The 17,010-nt window shown below is 69.4% G+C and carries 13 protein-coding genes; 8 read left to right on the forward strand and 5 right to left on the reverse strand.

All coding sequences use genetic code 11. The annotated features are described in order from the left end of the window. Positions 1-2: 2 nt before the first annotated feature. Positions 3-1,574: a malate synthase A gene (gene aceB / locus ACYVIO_RS10185; RefSeq protein WP_460650420.1), complete on the forward strand. Its 1,572-nt coding sequence runs from the start codon at positions 3-5 to the stop codon at positions 1,572-1,574. Here aceB and ACYVIO_RS10190 read toward each other — a convergent pair. From ACYVIO_RS10190 to ACYVIO_RS10205, 4 genes are all read right to left on the reverse strand, one after another. Next, positions 1,556-2,212, reverse strand: a complete 657-nt coding sequence (locus ACYVIO_RS10190; RefSeq protein ID WP_460650421.1) for a Rid family hydrolase — start codon at positions 2,210-2,212, stop codon at positions 1,556-1,558. The two genes, aceB and ACYVIO_RS10190, sit on opposite strands and share 19 nt — an antisense overlap. Next, complete coding sequence (locus ACYVIO_RS10195) at positions 2,209-3,789, reverse strand: flavin monoamine oxidase family protein (RefSeq protein ID WP_460650422.1); 1,581 nt, start codon at positions 3,787-3,789, stop codon at positions 2,209-2,211. Before ACYVIO_RS10195 ends, ACYVIO_RS10190 begins: the two co-directional genes overlap by 4 nt. 137 nt (positions 3,790-3,926) lie before the next feature. Beyond that, complete coding sequence (locus ACYVIO_RS10200) at positions 3,927-4,730, reverse strand: S1 family peptidase (protein WP_460650423.1); 804 nt, start codon at positions 4,728-4,730, stop codon at positions 3,927-3,929. Positions 4,731-4,779: 49 nt separating this feature from the next. Further along, positions 4,780-5,703 (reverse strand): iron-containing redox enzyme family protein, encoded by a 924-nt coding sequence (locus ACYVIO_RS10205; RefSeq protein WP_460650424.1) that lies wholly within the window; start codon positions 5,701-5,703, stop codon positions 4,780-4,782. A gap of 102 nt (positions 5,704-5,805) precedes the next feature. On the opposite strand from ACYVIO_RS10205, the gene ACYVIO_RS10210 reads away from it, so the two are divergent. Continuing rightward, complete coding sequence (locus tag ACYVIO_RS10210) at positions 5,806-6,006, forward strand: CDGSH iron-sulfur domain-containing protein (protein WP_460650425.1); 201 nt, start codon at positions 5,806-5,808, stop codon at positions 6,004-6,006. 63 nt (positions 6,007-6,069) lie between these two features. Further along, entirely contained in the window at positions 6,070-6,819 is a 750-nt protein-coding gene (locus ACYVIO_RS10215; RefSeq protein ID WP_460650426.1) for a GAF and ANTAR domain-containing protein, read from the forward strand. Here ACYVIO_RS10215 and ACYVIO_RS10220 read toward each other — a convergent pair. After that, positions 6,772-7,599, reverse strand: coding sequence for an EamA family transporter (locus tag ACYVIO_RS10220; protein ID WP_460650427.1), 828 nt, complete (start codon positions 7,597-7,599; stop codon positions 6,772-6,774). The two genes, ACYVIO_RS10215 and ACYVIO_RS10220, sit on opposite strands and share 48 nt — an antisense overlap. A 69-nt stretch (positions 7,600-7,668) precedes the next feature. Here ACYVIO_RS10220 and ACYVIO_RS10225 point away from each other — a divergent pair, with 69 nt between their 5' ends. The 5 genes from ACYVIO_RS10225 (at position 7,669) to treY (ending at position 17,008) form a co-directional block, all read left to right on the forward strand. Next, positions 7,669-8,637, forward strand: coding sequence for a TIGR03885 family FMN-dependent LLM class oxidoreductase (locus ACYVIO_RS10225; protein WP_460650428.1), 969 nt, complete (start codon positions 7,669-7,671; stop codon positions 8,635-8,637). Further along, positions 8,634-10,307, forward strand: a complete 1,674-nt coding sequence (locus tag ACYVIO_RS10230) for an alpha-amylase family protein (protein WP_460650429.1) — start codon at positions 8,634-8,636, stop codon at positions 10,305-10,307. The genes ACYVIO_RS10225 and ACYVIO_RS10230 overlap by 4 nt, the downstream gene beginning before the upstream one ends. 91 nt (positions 10,308-10,398) lie before the next feature. Beyond that, positions 10,399-12,408, forward strand: coding sequence for a DUF1906 domain-containing protein (locus ACYVIO_RS10235; protein ID WP_460650430.1), 2,010 nt, complete (start codon positions 10,399-10,401; stop codon positions 12,406-12,408). 68 nt (positions 12,409-12,476) lie between these two features. Beyond that, positions 12,477-14,594 (forward strand): glycogen debranching protein GlgX, encoded by a 2,118-nt coding sequence (gene glgX / locus ACYVIO_RS10240; RefSeq protein WP_460650431.1) that lies wholly within the window; start codon positions 12,477-12,479, stop codon positions 14,592-14,594. After that, on the forward strand, positions 14,591-17,008 hold the full coding sequence (gene treY / locus ACYVIO_RS10245) for a malto-oligosyltrehalose synthase (RefSeq protein ID WP_460650432.1): 2,418 nt from the start codon (positions 14,591-14,593) through the stop codon (positions 17,006-17,008). The genes glgX and treY overlap by 4 nt, the downstream gene beginning before the upstream one ends. Positions 17,009-17,010: the final 2 nt, after the last annotated feature.

Raw genomic sequence — 17,010 nt, forward strand, 5'->3', positions numbered from 1 at the left:
TGGTGGCAGTCGAGGTCACGGGACCGATGCACGAGCGGTACGAAGAGATCCTGAGCGAGCGGGCGCTCGCACTGGTCGAGCAGCTGCACCGCGCGCTCAACCCGCGCCGCCTGGAGCTGCTGGAGCGGCGCCGCGCCCGGGTCGAGGAGATCGCGGCGGGTGGGTCGCTCGGCTTCCTGGCCGAGACCGCCGCCGTACGGGAGGACCCGGACTGGCGGGTCGCCGAGCCGGCGCCGGGACTGGTCGACCGGCGGGTGGAGATCACCGGGCCGACCGACCAGAAGATGACGATCAACGCGCTGAACTCCGGCGCGAAGGTCTGGCTGGCCGACCACGAGGACGCGAACACGCCGCTGTGGGAGAACGTGATCGGCGGGCAGCTCAACCTGCTCGACGCGATCACGCGCAAGATCGACTTCACCAGCGACGCCGGCAAGTCGTACGCGCTGAAGCCGGACGACGAGCTGGCGACCATCGTGGTCCGGCCGCGCGGCTGGCACCTGCCGGAGAAGCACCTGCTGGTCGATGGCGAGCGGACGTCCGGCGCGCTGGTCGACTTCGCGCTCTACCTGACCGCGTGCGGACAGCTCCAGCTCGACCGCGGCCAGGGGCCGTACTTCTACCTGCCGAAGATGGAGTCGCACCTCGAGGCGCGGCTGTGGAACGACGCGTTCGTGCTGGCGCAGGAGTTCCTCGGCATCCCGCGCGGCACGATCCGGGCCACGGTCCTGATCGAGACGTACCCGGCGGCGTTCGAGATGGAGGAGATCCTGTACGAGCTGCGCGAGCACTCGGCCGGGCTGAACGCGGGCCGCTGGGACTTCATGTTCAGCGTGATCAAGACCTACCGGACCCGCGGCGCGGACTTCCAGCTGCCGGACCGCAACAGCGTCACGATGACCGTGCCGTTCATGCGGGCGTACACCGAGCTCCTGGTCCGGACCTGCCACAAGCGCGGCGCGCACGCGATCGGCGGGATGGCGGCGTTCATCCCGAGCAAGGACCCGGCGGTGAACGAGCAGGCCTTCGCCAAGGTCGAGGCCGACAAGACCCGCGAAGCCGGCGACGGCTTCGACGGCTCGTGGGTCGCGCACCCCGGCATGGTCGACACCTGCCGGGAGGTCTTCGACAAGGTCCTCGGCTCGTCGCCGAACCAGCTCGACAAGCTCCGCGACGACGTCACGGTCACCGTCGACCAGCTCCTCGACGTCGCCGGCACCCCCGGCGAGGTCACCGAGGCCGGCCTGCGCAACAACATCAGCGTCGCCGTCCAGTACCTGGCGGCCTGGCTCAAGGGCACCGGCGCCGTCGGCATCTTCAACCTGATGGAGGACGCCGCCACCGCCGAGATCTCCCGCTCCCAGATCTGGCAGTGGCGCCGCAACGCGGTAGTCCTCGACACCGGCTCTGTAGTGACGGCGGAGCTAGTCACCACCATCGCCGACGAGGAGATCGCCAAACTCGGCGACGACCCCACGGCGTACGCCGATGCCCGCGAGACCTTCCTGGAGGTCGCGATCGCCGACGACTACGCCGACTTCCTCACCCTGCCCGCCTACGAGCGCATGCCGTAGGCAGCGTCGACCTCCACTTCGACCAGCCAGCCGGAGACCGGGAGGTTCTCGATCTCCAGCGCGAAGCGGGACGGCCGGGCCTTGTTGACCACGAAGGGTTTGGCGGGCGCGGCCGTTCCGAGCGGGACCGGGATGTATTTCCCGGTGGTCAGGTCGGTGTTGGCGAAGTACTGCCGGTAGGCCCGGTTCCAGCCGGCGAAGTCGGCGGCGGCCGCGCCGGACGGGTTCTGCAGGAAGACCCGCATCGTGTAGACGTCGTCGTACGAGAGCCCGGCGGCTTTGAGGTTCTCACCGATCCGGCGCAGGGCGTTGATGCCCTGCGCCTCGGTGATCGTCACCCCGGCGGGCAAGGTGCCGTCGGGAAAGACCGCGGTGTCGACGTACGACGACTCACTGCCCGCGGGGGCGCCGGTGTTCAGCGCGGACGGGCCGAGGCCGGAGGTCTTGTAGGTGGCGGTGTTCGCCCCGATGCCGACGCCGTTGGCGATCATCGGGTTGGCCTGGCCGGCCGGCAGGACCGGTACGACGGTGCCCGGGCGGGGCGGCTTGGGGCGGTCCCACCAGCCGTTGGCGGTGGATGCGCCAGCGGTGAAGGTGATGGCGAGGACGGTGACGCCGGCGAGCAGCTTGCGTTTCATCGGCTGGTCACTCTCTGGTGGAGGGCGGTCACGGTGGCCCGGGCGGAGACCATCGCGCCGTGCTGCCAGGCGATGGTGTGGCTGAGGTGGTCGCCGGCGAAGTAGATGTTGCCGGTGGCATCGAGCAGGTCGGCGTACGTGCCGTCGGTCTGGGACGGCCAGCCGACCCAGGAGCCGCGGGAGTGCTCGGTGCCGGCCCAGTCGACCGAGAACGACGCCTTGATCTGCTGCCCGTACACGTCGCCGTGGATCTTGGTGCCTTGGGCAACGGCTCGCGCGAGCCGGGCAGCGGGGCTCAGTGCGCCGTACGCCGTCGCGTTGGCGCCGGTGTTGTAGTAGCCGATCACCGTGCCCTTGTCGCCGTGGAAGCCGCTCGACGGGTACCAGGTGTTGACCAGGTCGAGGTTGCTGTTGGTGATGCCGCCGTAGATCCGGTGGTCCTGCTCCCACCAGCGGCGGCCGTACTCGATGCCGATCTTGCCGGCGTTGGTCGGCCGGGCGTAGCGCAGCGCGGCCAGGATGTTCTCGGGCAGGTTGGACGGGACGGTCGCGGCGATGTGCGGCGGCAGCGCGCAGATGGCGAAGTCGGCCTTCAGTTCGCGCGGCCGCGACCCGGTGCTGTAGACGACGGTGACGCCGTCGGAGGTGTTGTGCAGGCCGAGCACCTTCGCGCCGTACACGAACTTGTCCCGGCCGATCGCCTGCTCGAACGCGTACGGGATCCGGTCCATCCCGCCGACCGGCTGGAACATCATCATCGCCTGGTCCCAGCCGAACTCGAACGAGAAGTAGTTCCCGACCCCGCTGGCCAGCACATCGCTCAGCCCGTACGGCGTGGCGGTGGTGCCGCCCTCGAGTCCGGCACCGGGCTCCACGACGTACCCGCGCCGCCCGTCGGTGCCGGTGTAGACGAAGCCGTCGGTCTTCGCCCCGATCGCGCCGAAGCTGCGCAGGAAGCTGATCAGCGCGTCCTTGTCGGTCGCGGTCAGCGCCGCGTCGAGCGCGCCCTGGTCGGTGGCCTTGGCGAGCAGCTCGGACACGTAGCCGTAGACGTCGGCCTTGGCGGTGCGATGCCGAACAGCCTTGTTCGACAGGGCTGTGGTGCCCTCGCGGTACAGGTAGGCGTCGGCGTTCTGGTTGACGAACGGTTCGATCGCGACGCCGAGCTCGCGGCAGTAGTCGAGCGTCACGTGGTGCTGCGGGATCCGGCCGGGGCCGGCGTTCATGTACTGGCCGGGCGAGAACCGGGCCGTCTGGGTGTTGCCGTGCAGGTCCTTCTCGACGGTCCCGTTGCGGACCGTCCAGTTCCGTCCGCCGGGACGCTTGCGGGCTTCCAGCAGCGTCACCTGGTAGCCGGCCTTGCGGAGTTCGTACGCCGAGGTCAGGCCGGCGATGCCCGCGCCGAGGATCACCACGTGCTTGCGGCCGCGGCCGTTCAGCTCGATCCGCGTCGGGGCGGCGTACGCGGGGGTCTCGGCGGCACCGGTCAGGCCGAGTGCGCCCATCGCGGAATACATCACACCGGCGCCTCCGGTGATGCCGACGTGCTGGAGGAACTGCCTTCTGGACTGCGCCATGCCATCTCCTCACTGAGCAGCTCTGGGGGTAGCTGCTCAGGAAGGTAATGACATGGCGTTTCCGCCCGATATCGGATCAGTGACCGACTGACACCGGACTCGTCAGTATTGTTACCGATTGACGAAGCTGTCCCGGATCACTTGCTGAACTGGGCCTTGAGGGCCTTCACGGCCGGGGCTACTTCGGCGTAGACGCCGGGGTAGCCCTTTTCTGCGCAGCCTTTGCCCCAGGAGACGGTGCCGAGGAGGCGGCCGTTGAGGACGAGGGGGCCGCCGGAGTCGCCCTGGCAGGCGTCTTTGCCGCCGTTCAGGTAGCCGGCGCAGATGTTGTTGGCGGCGGCGTAGCCGTTGTCGACGTACTCGGAGTTGCCGAGGCAGGTGGCGTCGCCGAGGTCGGGGACGGCGAGCTTGTGGAAGGTGTCGGAGGGGCCGGTGTTCTGGGTGTCGCCCCAGCCGAAGACGGTCGGGACGGCGCCCTTGCGGTCGGCCTTCGGGTTGGTCTCCAGGGCGATCAGCGGGACGCCGGTGATCGGCGTGCTGAGCGTCAGTACGGCGAAGTCGTTGCGGTTGAGCTTGTCGTCGTACCCGGGGTGGATCCAGACGTTGCTGACCTGGGACGTACGGCCGCCGCGAGTGTCGAGCAGCTCGGCGCGGCCCTGGACGACGGTGTAGGTGCCGATCGGCTTGGTCATGCAGTGCGCGGCGGTCAGCACCTTGTTCGGCCGGACCAGCGCGCCGCCGCACCAGCGGCCGCTGTCGTTGGCGGACCGCGAGTTGGTCAGCGCGATCGCCCACGGCGCCTCCGACAATGCCGCGAGTGTGCCGCCGACGATCAGACTTCGGTCCGTCCGGTCCTGCCCGGGCTGGTGGGTGGCCGCGGTCGCGACCCCCGAGATCGTGAGGACCAGTACGCCGGCGATTGCCGCGGCTCGCTTCAACATGCCTACGAACGTACTCTCTGTGTGCGTCCGATTGCGGTAGGCGACCGGGTCAGCCGGCGACCTGTCGTTGCTGTCCAGCGTGCCAGGTCGTCAGGAGGTGCTCGGCGACCAGGTTGTCGAGCGCGAGGCAGCAGGCGGCGCCAAAGAGGATGTCGGGGATCTTGTCCGGGTTCTCCTCGGCGTACTGGCCGCAGAGGTCGTGCGCCGCGATCTGTTCGTGGACGGCGTCCGCTTCGACGTGCTCGGTGAAGTAGCGGGCCTGTTCCTCGGTCGCGCCGAGCCGTGCGGCGCCGCTGGCGTAGCGGCGATTCGGCAGGGTGGACGTCATCTCCAGCGCGGCCAGGTGGCCGAGCAAGGCGCCGGTCCAGCGGCTGTGCAGGGCGAAGAGGGACATCGCGTTGGACAGCGCGAGGGTGACGCCGGGGACGTCCGGGACGTAGCGGCCGTACGTGTCGTCGAGGTCGAGCCAGCGCATCGTCGTACGGAAGAGCTCGGCGTGCATGCGGTCGGCGCGGCCGCCGCCGTACTCGTCGGCCTGGATCTCCACGAGGGCAGCCTTCACGGCGCCGTCCAGGCGGGGGATGCCGTAGCTGTGCGGGTCGGCTTCCTTGAGCTGGTAGACCGAGCGGTTCAGGAGGAACTCGCGGAACTGGTCGCGGGTGGCATGCCGATGGAGGTACGCCGCGAGCGACGGGCCGTCGTCCTCGTCGATCAGTTGGCGGAGCTGGTCGGCGACCGGGGTGGTTGCCGAGCGCTCCTGTTTGGTGAGCTGCTGGAGCCAACTGGTGAAGGGTTTCTCGAGCTCGGCGCGGAAGGCGAGGATCTGCGGGTCCCAGTCGGCGTCGGGGGCGATGCCGTCGAAGCCGCGGTAGTGCAACTCGTAGCAGCACCAGAGCGCGAGCTGGAAGTCGTCGTCGAGCTCGGGGATCGCGTCCGGCGCGGGCTGGTCGGCACCGCGGAGGCGGTCGATCACCCAACCACTGAGGGGCCCGCGAGGGGGTGGTAATTGCATCAAGTGCTCCTTTGAACCATCGGGTTCCCCGGTACCCCGATTCATGCCGGGTACCGGAGGGCCATGAGCGACTCCGTGATCCGCGCCTACCCCGACGGCCCCCTGATCGTCCGCGGCGATTTCACCCTGCAGGACGAGAACGGCGAGGAGATCACGCCCCAGCGAGGCACCATCGCCCTGTGCCGCTGCGGCCGGTCCGCGCTGAAGCCCCTCTGCGACGGCACCCACACCCTCACCCGCCGCGGCCCCCGCGCGGGGAAGTAGCCAGCGCCTTTTCGGGGTGGGTGGGGCAGACTGGCGGGTAGGGCTGGTTGGGAGGGGGAAGTGATGGAGTCGGTGCGGGTCGAGTCGGCGGACTTGGGGCAGTTGGCGGACGTGATGGCGGAGGTTGCCGCCTCGATGCAGTCGTCCGGGGATCTCGAGCAGACGCTCCAGGTGATCACCGAGAGCGCCGCCGGCACTGTGCCCGGGATCGCCGAGGTGAGCATCTCGCTGACCCGCAAGGACGGCCGAATCGACACCATCGCGCCGACCGGTCCGCTGGCTTCGAGGGCCGACCAGCTCCAGTACGACCTGCACGAAGGCCCGTGCGTCGACGCCGCGCTGGGCGAGCCGGTGGTGATGGTCGGCGACCTGGCCACCGACTCCCGCTGGCCGACCTTCGGGCCGAAGGCCGCCGCGCTCGGTCTCGGCGCTCACCTCGCGTTCCAGTTCCGCGCCGACCCGCACGCGCGCGGCGCGCTCAACCTGTACTCCACCGAGCCCTATGGCATCGACCAGGACTCGGTGCACCTCGGCAGTCTGTTCGCCGGCCAGGTCGCGGTGGCGATGGGCTGGGCCAAGCAGGACGAGACGATGTCCGAGGCCCTCTCGACCCGCAACGTGATCGGCCAGGCCGTCGGCATCGTCATGGAGCGCTACACCCTCGACGCCGACCGAGCCTTCGCCTTCCTGACCCGCCTGTCCCAGTCCAGCAACCTCAAACTCCGCCAGGTAGCCGCCGCCCTCGTCGAGGCAGCCAACGCCAACTCACAGCGAAACCAGCAGGACCGTCGCAACAGCACACCCCAGCCCTAGCACCTGCCGGCGGTTCAGCCGCTCGTGCAGGAAGGTCAGCCCGAGCACGACCGGCACAGCCGGGTAGAGCGACGTCAGTACGACGCTGATCGACAACGCCTCTGCCCGGGTCGACAGCAGGAACGCCGAGATCGCCGCAGTCCCCAGCACACCTGAGGCCACCGCCAGCCCAGCCGAGCGCCGACTCATCCGCAGCCGCTCCCGCCGTACGGCCAACGGAGCCACAGTCAGTACGGCGACCACCCGGTTGAGCAGCAGCGGCCAGAGCCCGGCCGCCTCGTTCGCACGCGCCAAAGCGACGTACTGCAAGGCAAACGCGGCACCCGACAGCAGAGCCCACCGAGCGCCGTCCGTAGTCCCACCACGAGGCCCGTCGGCGCTGGTCATCAACCAGAGCGCCGGAATCGCCACTGCGAAGCCACACCAGGCAGCTAGCCCGATCTGGTCGTCCAGCAGCGTCACGCCGATCAGAATCGGGATCGCCACCCCAGCGACGTCGCTCAGCGGCACCACGATGCTGAACCGTCCGACTGCCATCGCCTGGAACAGGAACGCGGCGCCCAGCCCAGTGCCCACACCGGACAACGCACCCCACCCCAGCGCGCTCCCACTCACCGACGGCGCCTCGACGTTCAGCGCCAGAGTCAGCACGATCAGTACGCCGCACAGCTGTCCGACGAACACCACCACCGCGCTGTGCAACTTGCGAGCAGCCAGGCCGGCGGCGAAGTCGGACAGGCCGAACGACAGTGCGGAGAGCAGGGCCAGTGTGATTCCCACACGTCCCGGGGTACCCACGCGCCGGAAACCTGCACGTGTGGCGGCGACTCTGCAGGGGCACGGGGACGTATGACTGTCTACGGCTTTCACGCCTCGCACGAACAGGTCCCGCCCGCCGACCTGCTGCAAGCGGTGGTGCGGGCGGAGCAAGCCGGCTTCACCGCGGCGATGTGCTCGGACCACTTCAGCCCTTGGAGCATTCGCCAGAACGAGTCGGGCTTTGCCTGGTCATGGCTCGGTGCGGCACTGCAGGCGACCAACCTGACCTTTGGCGTGGTCAACGCACCCGGCCAGCGCTACCACCCGGCGATCATCGCGCAGGCGATCAGCACACTCGCCTCCATGTACCCCGGCCGGTTCTGGGCCGCGCTCGGCACCGGCGAGGCCAGCAACGAGCACATCACCGGCGAGCGCTGGCCCCGCAAGGAGCAGCGGACCGAGCGGCTCGAGCAGGCGGTCGACGTGATGCGCCGGCTCCTGCGGGGCGACGAGGTCAGCCAGGACGGCCTGGTGACGGTTGACCGGGCTCGGCTCTGGACGCTCCCGACCGAGGTCCCCGCACTGCTCGGCGCAGCAGTCTCAGAGCGTACGGCGAAGTGGTGCGCCGGCTGGGCCGACGGCCTGATCACCGTCAACGCCGACCACGACACCCTGCGCCGCCTGATCGCGGCGTACAAGGACGCCGGTGGACGCGGAAAGGTCTGCCTGCAGGTGCATCTGAGCTACGCGGGCACCGACGAGGAGGCGCTGGCGATCGCCCACGACCAGTGGCGCAGCAACGTGTTCCCGCCGCCGTTCTGCTGGGACACCGACACCGCCGAGGCATTCGACCTGGCCGCCGAGCACGTGCCGCCGGAGGCGATGCACAAGACCGTGCACGTCTCGTCCGACCCGGGCCGCCACGCGGAGTGGCTCAACCAGTACGCCGAACTGGGCCTCGACGCGATCTACCTGCACCACGTCGGCCAGGAGCAGACGGAGTTCGTCGACACGTTCGGCGCGAAGGTGCTGCCGCAGCTGGAGGTGACCAGCCCGTGAGGTTGACCGAGACCGCCGACATCTGGTGGAAGAACGCCGTCGTCTACTGCCTGGACATCGAGACCTTCTTCGACACCGACGGCGACGGCCGGGGTGACATCCGCGGCCTGTCGCAGCGGAGCGACCACCTGGCCGAGCTGGGCGTCACCTGTCTGTGGCTGATGCCGTTCTACCCGACGCCGGACCGCGACGACGGCTACGACATCACCGACTTCTACGGCGTCGACCCGCGCCTCGGCACCCACGGCGACCTGGTCGAGCTGATCACGCTGGCACAGGACCGTGGCATGCGCGTGATCGCCGACCTGGTGGTCAACCACACCTCCGACCAGCACCCGTGGTTCCAGAGCGCGCGGCAGTCGCGCGAGTCGCCGTACCGGGACTGGTACGTCTGGCGGGACCAGCCGCCGGAGGACGCGGCCGAGGGCATCGTCTTCCCGGACCAGGAGACCAGCCTGTGGCAGTACGACGAGCAGGCCGGGCAGTACTACCTGCACCAGTTCTACAAGCACCAGCCCGACCTGGACATCACCAACCCGGAGGTGCGGGACGAGATCATCCGGGTGATCGGCTTCTGGCTGCAGCTGGGGATCTCCGGGTTCCGGGTGGACGCCGTACCGTTCCTGCTCGACACCAAGGGGGCGGCGGACCCGGAGAGCCTGGCGGACCCGCACGACTACCTGCGGGACCTGCGGGCGTTCATGAACCGGCGCAGTGGTCAGGCGGTGCTGCTCGGTGAGGTCAACCTGCCGTACAAGGAGACGCGGGAGTTCTTCGGGGACGAGGACGGCGACGAGCTGACCATGTGCTTCGACTTCATCGGGATGCAGAAGATGTACCTGTCGCTGGCCCGGCAGGACCCGGCCGAGCTGGTCAAGGCGATCCGCGAGCGGCCGGCTCCGCCGGAGGAGGCGCAGTGGGGCACGTTCGTGCGCAACCACGACGAGCTGACGCTGGACAAGCTCACCGACGACGAGCGGGCCGAGGTGTTCGCCGCGTTCGGCCCCGACAAGGACATGCAGCTCTACGATCGCGGACTGCGCCGGCGGCTGCCTCCGATGCTGGACAACGATCCGGCGCGACTCCGCATGGTCTACAGCCTGCTCTTCTCGCTGCCCGGTACGCCCGTGCTGTTCTACGGCGAGGAGATCGGTATGGGCGAGAACCTGGCCATGGAGGGCCGCACCGCCGTACGGACTCCGATGCAGTGGACCGACTCGGTCAACGGCGGCTTCTCGACTGCCGACGCGGCGGACCTGGCCGGTCAGGTCGTCACCGGCGACCTGTCCCCGGAGCACGTCAACGTCGCCGCCCAGCGCCGCGATCCGGACTCCCTGCTCAACTGGATCAAGCTGCTGATCCAGCGCTACCGGGAGACCCCGGAGCTGTCCTGGGGTGACTGCACGGTGCTGGAGCACGAGTCACCGACCGTGCTGGCACACCGCTCGGAGTGCGAGGGCGGCTGCGTCATCACCGCCCACAACTTCTCCTCCGACTCCGCCACCGTCACCCTGGCGGTCGCGGGCTCAGGCGTCGGCGTACAGGCAGTCGACCTGCTCCAGCCCGGTACGACGGAGGTCGCGGAGGACGGGACCGTCCAGCTCGAGCTGGAGCCGCACGGGAGCCGCTGGCTGCGGATCGTCCGGCCGGGCGATCGGTACATCCTGTGAAGGTGATGTGCAGTAAGTAGCAATACGCAGGCGTTAGGCCGGGTCGCTCTGAAATACTCACGGCGGCCGCCTGCCCTGTGAGGAGTTCTTTGTGAGGTTGTGGAAGATCGTTGTGCCCTTTGCGGTACTTGCGACGGGCGCACTGCCCGCGCAGGCCGCGGGGGACAAGACCGTCGAGTACCGCGGCTACGAGGTGACGGTGCCGGCCGACTGGCAGGTCGTCGACCTGGCCAAGGACCCGACCGCCTGCGTACGTTTCGACCGCCCGGCGGTCTACCTGGGCAAGAGCGCCGCCCAGGCAGACTGCCCGGCGCACCTGACCGGCCGGAGCCAGGGCCTCGTCCTGGAGCCGCTGACCAGGACTGCCCGTTCCACCCCTGGCGAGCTCCAGCAGGCGGTAGCTGACGCCGGTGTGCTCGCGACGGCGTACTACAACGCCGGTGGGGACCAGGCCGCTCGCGAGGTGCTCAGCACCGGCCGGGTGACCTCCAAGGCGACCCGGCTCGCTCAGCCTCGTGCTGCTGCCGCCACCCCGTCTGTGGTTGCCACTGGCAACCTGCAGGGCGGCTTCGCCTTCGACACCTGTACGGCGCCCAGCCAGACCGCCATGGACGCCTGGCTGTACCCGAACTCCGGCTACAAGGCCGTGGGCATCTACATCAGCGGTGAGCGCCGCGCCTGCGCCCAGCCGAACCTGACCCCGGCCTGGGTCGGCGCGAACGCCGCCAAGGGCTGGCAGTTCCTGCTGATCGACGTCGGCCTGCAGGCTCCCTGCAGCAACCTCTCCAGCCGGATGTCGGCCGACCCGGCCACCGCCCGCGCGCAGGGCCGGACCGCTGCCGCCAACGCGGTTGCCTCCGCCCAGCTGCTCGGGTTCGCCCAGCGCAGCGCGATCTACAGCGACATCGAGGCCTACACCTCCACCGCTGCCTGCAAGGCCGCGGTGCTGTCCTACCTGAGTGGCTGGACGCTCGAACTGAACACCCGCGGTTACGTCGGGGGCGCGTACGTCGCAGCGGCCTCCGGTGGGGTCGACCTGGCCAGCGCCTACAACAACACTGCGTACACCCGGCCGGACAACCTGTGGTTCGCCCGCTGGAACATGGTCACCAACACCACCGACGACAAGTACATCCCGGCGTCCATGTGGACCAACCGCCAGCGCGTCCACCAGTACCAGGGTGACCACTTCGAGACGCACGGTGGCGTGGAGATCGAGATCGACAGCAATGCGGTGAACCTGACCGCGCCTCCTGCTGCGGTCACCGGGTTCGACGCCACCGGGCAGTACTCGACGGCGACGCTCAAGTGGACCGCGCCGGCCGGCAGCCAGGTCATCGTCCGTCGCAACACCGGTACGGCGCCCCCGCCGCTCCCGAACGTCGGTACGGCGGTCTACACCGGCACCGCCGCCTCCACGACGGCCACCGGCCTGGCCAACGCGACCAGCTACGCGTTCCGCGCGTGGGCCAAGGACAGCACCGGCAAGATCGGTCCGGGCGTCGACACCGTGCTGATCGGCACCGGAGCGACCGTGGCGGCCAGTGCGCCGGCGATCAGCTACGGCGGCGCCGTCACGCTCTACACCCGCGCCACCCGCAAGGACTCCGGCGCCTCGCTGGCCGGCGTACCGCTGTCGCTCTACGCACGAGCCAAGAACAGCTCCACCTGGCGCGAGGTCGGCCGGGTCACCTCCGACGGCACCGGCCAGGCGTCGTCGGTGCAGAAGCCGACCGTCTCGACGGTGTACGCGTGGGGCTACAACGGGTCACCTGACCTGCTCGGCTCGCGCAGCGGCAACGCCACGATCGAGGTCAAGCCGACCATCACGGTCAACCTCGCCGCCGCGATCAAGCTGGGCACCACCACCCCGGTCTACGGCTTTCTGCGCCCGCAGCACCCCGGTACGACGGCGTACCTGCAGCGCCTGACCGGTACGGCGTGGCCGACCGTAGCGACGACGAAGCTCAACGCGACCGGCAACTACGGGTTCAGCATCAAGCCGGCCGCCCGCGGTACGTCGTACTACCGGGTCGTCTGGCTGGCCGACGCGGACCACGCCACTACCGTGAGTAGCGCCAAGGCGGTCGTCGTCAGCTGAGGTGAATTCGCGGTGGGAAAACACACCGCCGTTCTTCGAATGGGGGTAGGGATGGGTACCGTCGTCGCGTGCAGAAATGGCCTGGTCGTCCCTATCCCCTCGGAGCCACGTACGACGGTTCCGGTACGAACTTCGCGCTCTTCTCGGAGGTTGCCGAACAAGTTGACCTGGCACTGATCGCGGACGACGGGTCGGAGCAGTTGGTCCAGCTGACCGAGGTGGATGGTTTCGTGTGGCACGCCTACCTCCCCTCGGTCCAGCCGGGTCAGCGCTACGGCTACCGCGTGCACGGCCCGTACGACCCGGCCGCCGGGCACCGCTGCAACCCGTCGAAGTTGTTGCTGGACCCGTACGCGAAGGCCATCGACGGGCAGGTCGACGCCGACGAGTCGCTGTTCAGCTACCGGTTCGCCAAGCCCGACGAGCTGAACACGATGGACAACCGCGAGCGCACGATGCTCTCGGTCGTCACCAACCCGTTCTTCGACTGGGGCAACGACCGGCCGCCGGGGCACGCGTACCACGAGACCGTGATCTACGAGGCGCACGTCAAGGGCCTGACCAAGACGCACCCGGCGCTGCCGGAGGAGATCCGCGGCACGTACGCCGGGATGGCGCACCCGGCGATCATCGACCACCTGAAGGCGCTCGGCGTCACCGCGGTCGAGCTGATGCCGGTGCACCAGTTCGCCCAGGACGGGCACCTGCAGGAACGCGGGCTGTCGAACTACTGGGGCTACAACACGATCGGCTTCTTCGCGCCGCACAACGCCTACTCGTCCAACGGCACCCGCGGTCAGCAGGTGACCGAGTTCAAGACGATGGTCCAGGCGCTGCACGAGGCGGACATCGAGGTGATCCTCGACGTCGTCTACAACCACACCGCCGAGGGCAACGAGATGGGCCCGACGCTGTCGTTCAAGGGCATCGACAACGCGGCGTACTACCGGCTCGTGGACCAGGACAAGTCGCACTACTACGACACGACTGGTACGGGGAACAGCCTGCTGATGCGGCACCCGCACGTGCTGCAGCTGATCATGGACTCGCTGCGCTACTGGGTCACCGAGATGCACGTCGACGGTTTCCGCTTCGATCTGGCGGCCACGCTGGCCCGTCAGTTCCACGAGGTCGACCGGCTGTCGGCGTTCTTCGACCTGGTCCAGCAGGACCCGGTGGTCAGCCAGGTGAAGCTGATCGCCGAGCCCTGGGACGTCGGCGACGGCGGCTACCAGGTGGGCAACTTCCCGCCGCTGTGGACGGAGTGGAACGGCAAGTACCGCGACACCGTGCGCGACTTCTGGCGCGGCGAGCGGTACACGCTGGCCGAGTTCGCCTCCCGGCTGACCGGCTCCTCGGACCTGTACCAGGACGACAGCCGCCGCCCGCTGGCCAGCATCAACTTCGTCACCGCGCACGACGGCTTCACGCTGCGCGACCTGGTCTCGTACAACGACAAGCACAACGACGCCAACGGCGAGGGCGGCAAGGACGGCGAGAGCCACAACCGCTCCTGGAACTGCGGCGCCGAGGGCGACACCGACGACGCGGCGGTCCGCGGGCTGCGGGCCAAGCAGCAGCGCAACTTCCTGACCACACTGCTGATCTCGCAGGGCGTCCCGATGCTCGCGCACGGCGACGAGCTGGGCCGGACCCAGAGCGGCAACAACAACGTGTACTGCCAGGACAACGAGCTGGCCTGGGTGAACTGGGACCTCGACGAGGAGCAGGAGGACCTGCTGGAGTTCACCCGCGACCTGGTCCGGCTGCGCAACGAGCACCCGGTACTGCGGCGCCGGCGCTTCTTCCACGGCGACCAGGGCATCGACGGGCTCGGCGACCTGGTTTGGTTCACCCCCGAGGGTCAGGAGATGCAGGACGGCGACTGGAGCCGGGACGACGCCCGCGCGGTGGCCGTCTTCCTCAACGGTGACGCCATCTCCGAGCCGGACCCGCGCGGCGAGCCGGTGGTGGACGACTCGTTCCTGATCCTGCTGAACAGCGACCACGAGTCGCAGGAGTTCCTGCTGCCCCCCAAGGAGTTCGGCGAGGCCTGGTCGGTGGTGGTCGACACGATCCGGCCGACAGGTCGCGCAGAGGAGGGCGACCACCCGGCCGGCAGCACGATCCGGATCGAGGCGCACGGCACGATCGTGCTGACCCGTCCCCGGCAGGCCGCCGGATGACAGCGATCCCGCTGTCGACGTACCGGTTGCAGATCAACGGTGCCTTCGGGTTCGACGACGCCGCACGGGTGGTCGAGTACCTGCACGACCTCGGGGTCTCGCACGCCTACCTGTCGCCGATCCTGCAGGCGGCGCCGGGTTCGACCCACGGGTACGACGTGGTGGACCACAGCAGGTTGTCCGAGCCGGCCGGTGGGCGTCCCGCGTTCGACCGGCTGACGGCCAAGCTGGCCGACCACCGGATGGGTGCGATCGCTGACGTCGTACCGAACCATGTCGCCGTACCGACGCCTGCTCGGCTCAACGCGGCGCTCTGGTCGGTGCTGCGGGACGGGCCTGGCTCGCCGTACGCGGAGTGGTTCGACGTCGACTGGGGCTCCGGGAACCAGCCGCTGCTGATGGCGGTGCTGGGTAACCGGATCGGCAAGGTGCTGGCCGACGGCGAGCTGTCGGTCGACCGGAGCGGTGACGAGCCAGTACTGCGGTACTACGAGCACGAGTACCCGCTGCGCCCTGGCACCGAGCACCTGCCGATCGCTGAACTGGTGACCGAGCAGTGGTACCGGCTGGCCCACTGGCGGGTTGCTGACGAGGAGCTGAACTACCGGCGCTTCTTCGACGTCGACACTCTGGCTGCTGTCCGGGTGGAGACGCAGGAGGTCTTCGAGGCGACGCACGAGCTGCTGTTCGCCCTGCTGCACGAGGGCAAGCTGCACGGCTTCCGGATCGACCACCCGGACGGCCTGGCCGACCCCCGCGGGTACCTGCGCCGCCTGGCCGAGCGGACCGGTGGCGCGTGGGTCGTGGTGGAGAAGATCCTCGAGGGCGACGAGCAGCTGCCGCGTGACTGGCCCTGCGCCGGTACGACGGGGTACGACGCGCTGCTGCGGGTCGGCGGCCTGTTCGTCGACCCGGCCGGAGCCGCACCGCTGGCGGCGTACCACGCTGACCTGACCGGCGAGTCGGCCGACTTCGCGCCCGTGGTCGAGGAGGCCAAGCGGGAGATCGTGAAGCACGGCCAGTACGCCGAGGTGCACCGGCTGGTCGAGCTGCTGGCCCGGATCTGCCAGGACGACGTCCGGCTGCGCGACCACACCCGCCGGGCGTTCCACGAGGTCGTCGTCGAGCTGCTGGTGAACTTCGACCGGTACCGGGCGTACGTCGTACCGGGTGAGCCGGCGCCGGCCGAGGCGATCGCGGAGCTGGAGCACGTGGCCGAGCTCGCCCGGCGGAACCTCGACGAGGAGCAGCAGGAGACGCTCGACCTGGTCCGCGACCTGCTGCTCGGCCGGGAGGCCGGGACGGCCAGCCGGATCGACGAGCAGGCGCGGCACGAGCTGATCGTGCGGTTCCAGCAGACCTGTGGGCCGGTGATGGCCAAGGGCGTCGAGGACACCGCGTTCTACCGGTGGTTCCGGCTCAGCTCGCTGAACGAGGTCGGTGGCGACCCGGAGCACTTCGGCGTCTCGCCGGAGGAGTTCCACGCGTACGCCGCCCGGCTGAACGACCACTGGCCGCGCACGATGACCACCCTGTCGACGCACGACACCAAACGGTCCGAGGACGTCCGGGCCCGGCTCGGTGTGCTGTCCGAGCAGCCGGCTGCCTGGGTCGAGGCGGTCCGGTCGTGGCGGACGCAGTCGGAGGACTACCGCGGGCCCCTGCTCGACGGCAGCACGGAGTACCTGGTCTGGCAGACCCTGCTCGGGACGTGGGACGACGGGCCGCTGGCCGAGGAGCGGCTGCAGGCCTACCTGCAGAAGGCGATCCGCGAAGGCAAGCGGCACACCAGCTGGACCTCTCCGGACAGCGAGTACGAGGAGGCCGTGGCTGCCTTCGCCACCGCGGTGCTGGGCGACTCCGAGCTGCTGGAGTCCGTACGCCGGTTCGCTGACGCGCAGGCGCCGTACGTGCGCGCGGCGACGCTCGGGCAGAAGCTGGTGCAGCTCACGATGCCCGGCGTACCGGATGTCTACCAGGGCAGCGAGCTGGTCGACCTGTCGCTCGTCGACCCGGACAACCGGCGCCCGGTCGACTACGAGGAGCGCATCCAGCGGCTGGCCCGGCTGGACGGCGGTGGCGCTCCTCAGGGCTTGGCTGACGAGAAGTTGCTGGTGACGTCTCGGGCGCTCAGGCTGCGCCGGCAGAACGCCGAGGCCTTTGCGGGGAGCTACCGGCCGCTGCCGACGTCCAACGGGCATGCGGTCGCGTTTGCTCGCGGGGGCGCGGTGATCACGCTGGCAACCCGGCTGCCGGTTGCTCTGCACCGGCTGGGTGGTTGGGGCGACTCGACCGTCGTACTGCCGTCCGGTGACTGGCAGGACGTGTTGACCGGGCGCGCTGTGGGTAGTGGAGCGGCTCGGATCGACGAGCTGCTGGCTGAGCTTCCGGTGGCGCTGCTCGCGAGAGGCTGACC

This window comes from Kribbella endophytica (assembly GCF_054781295.1).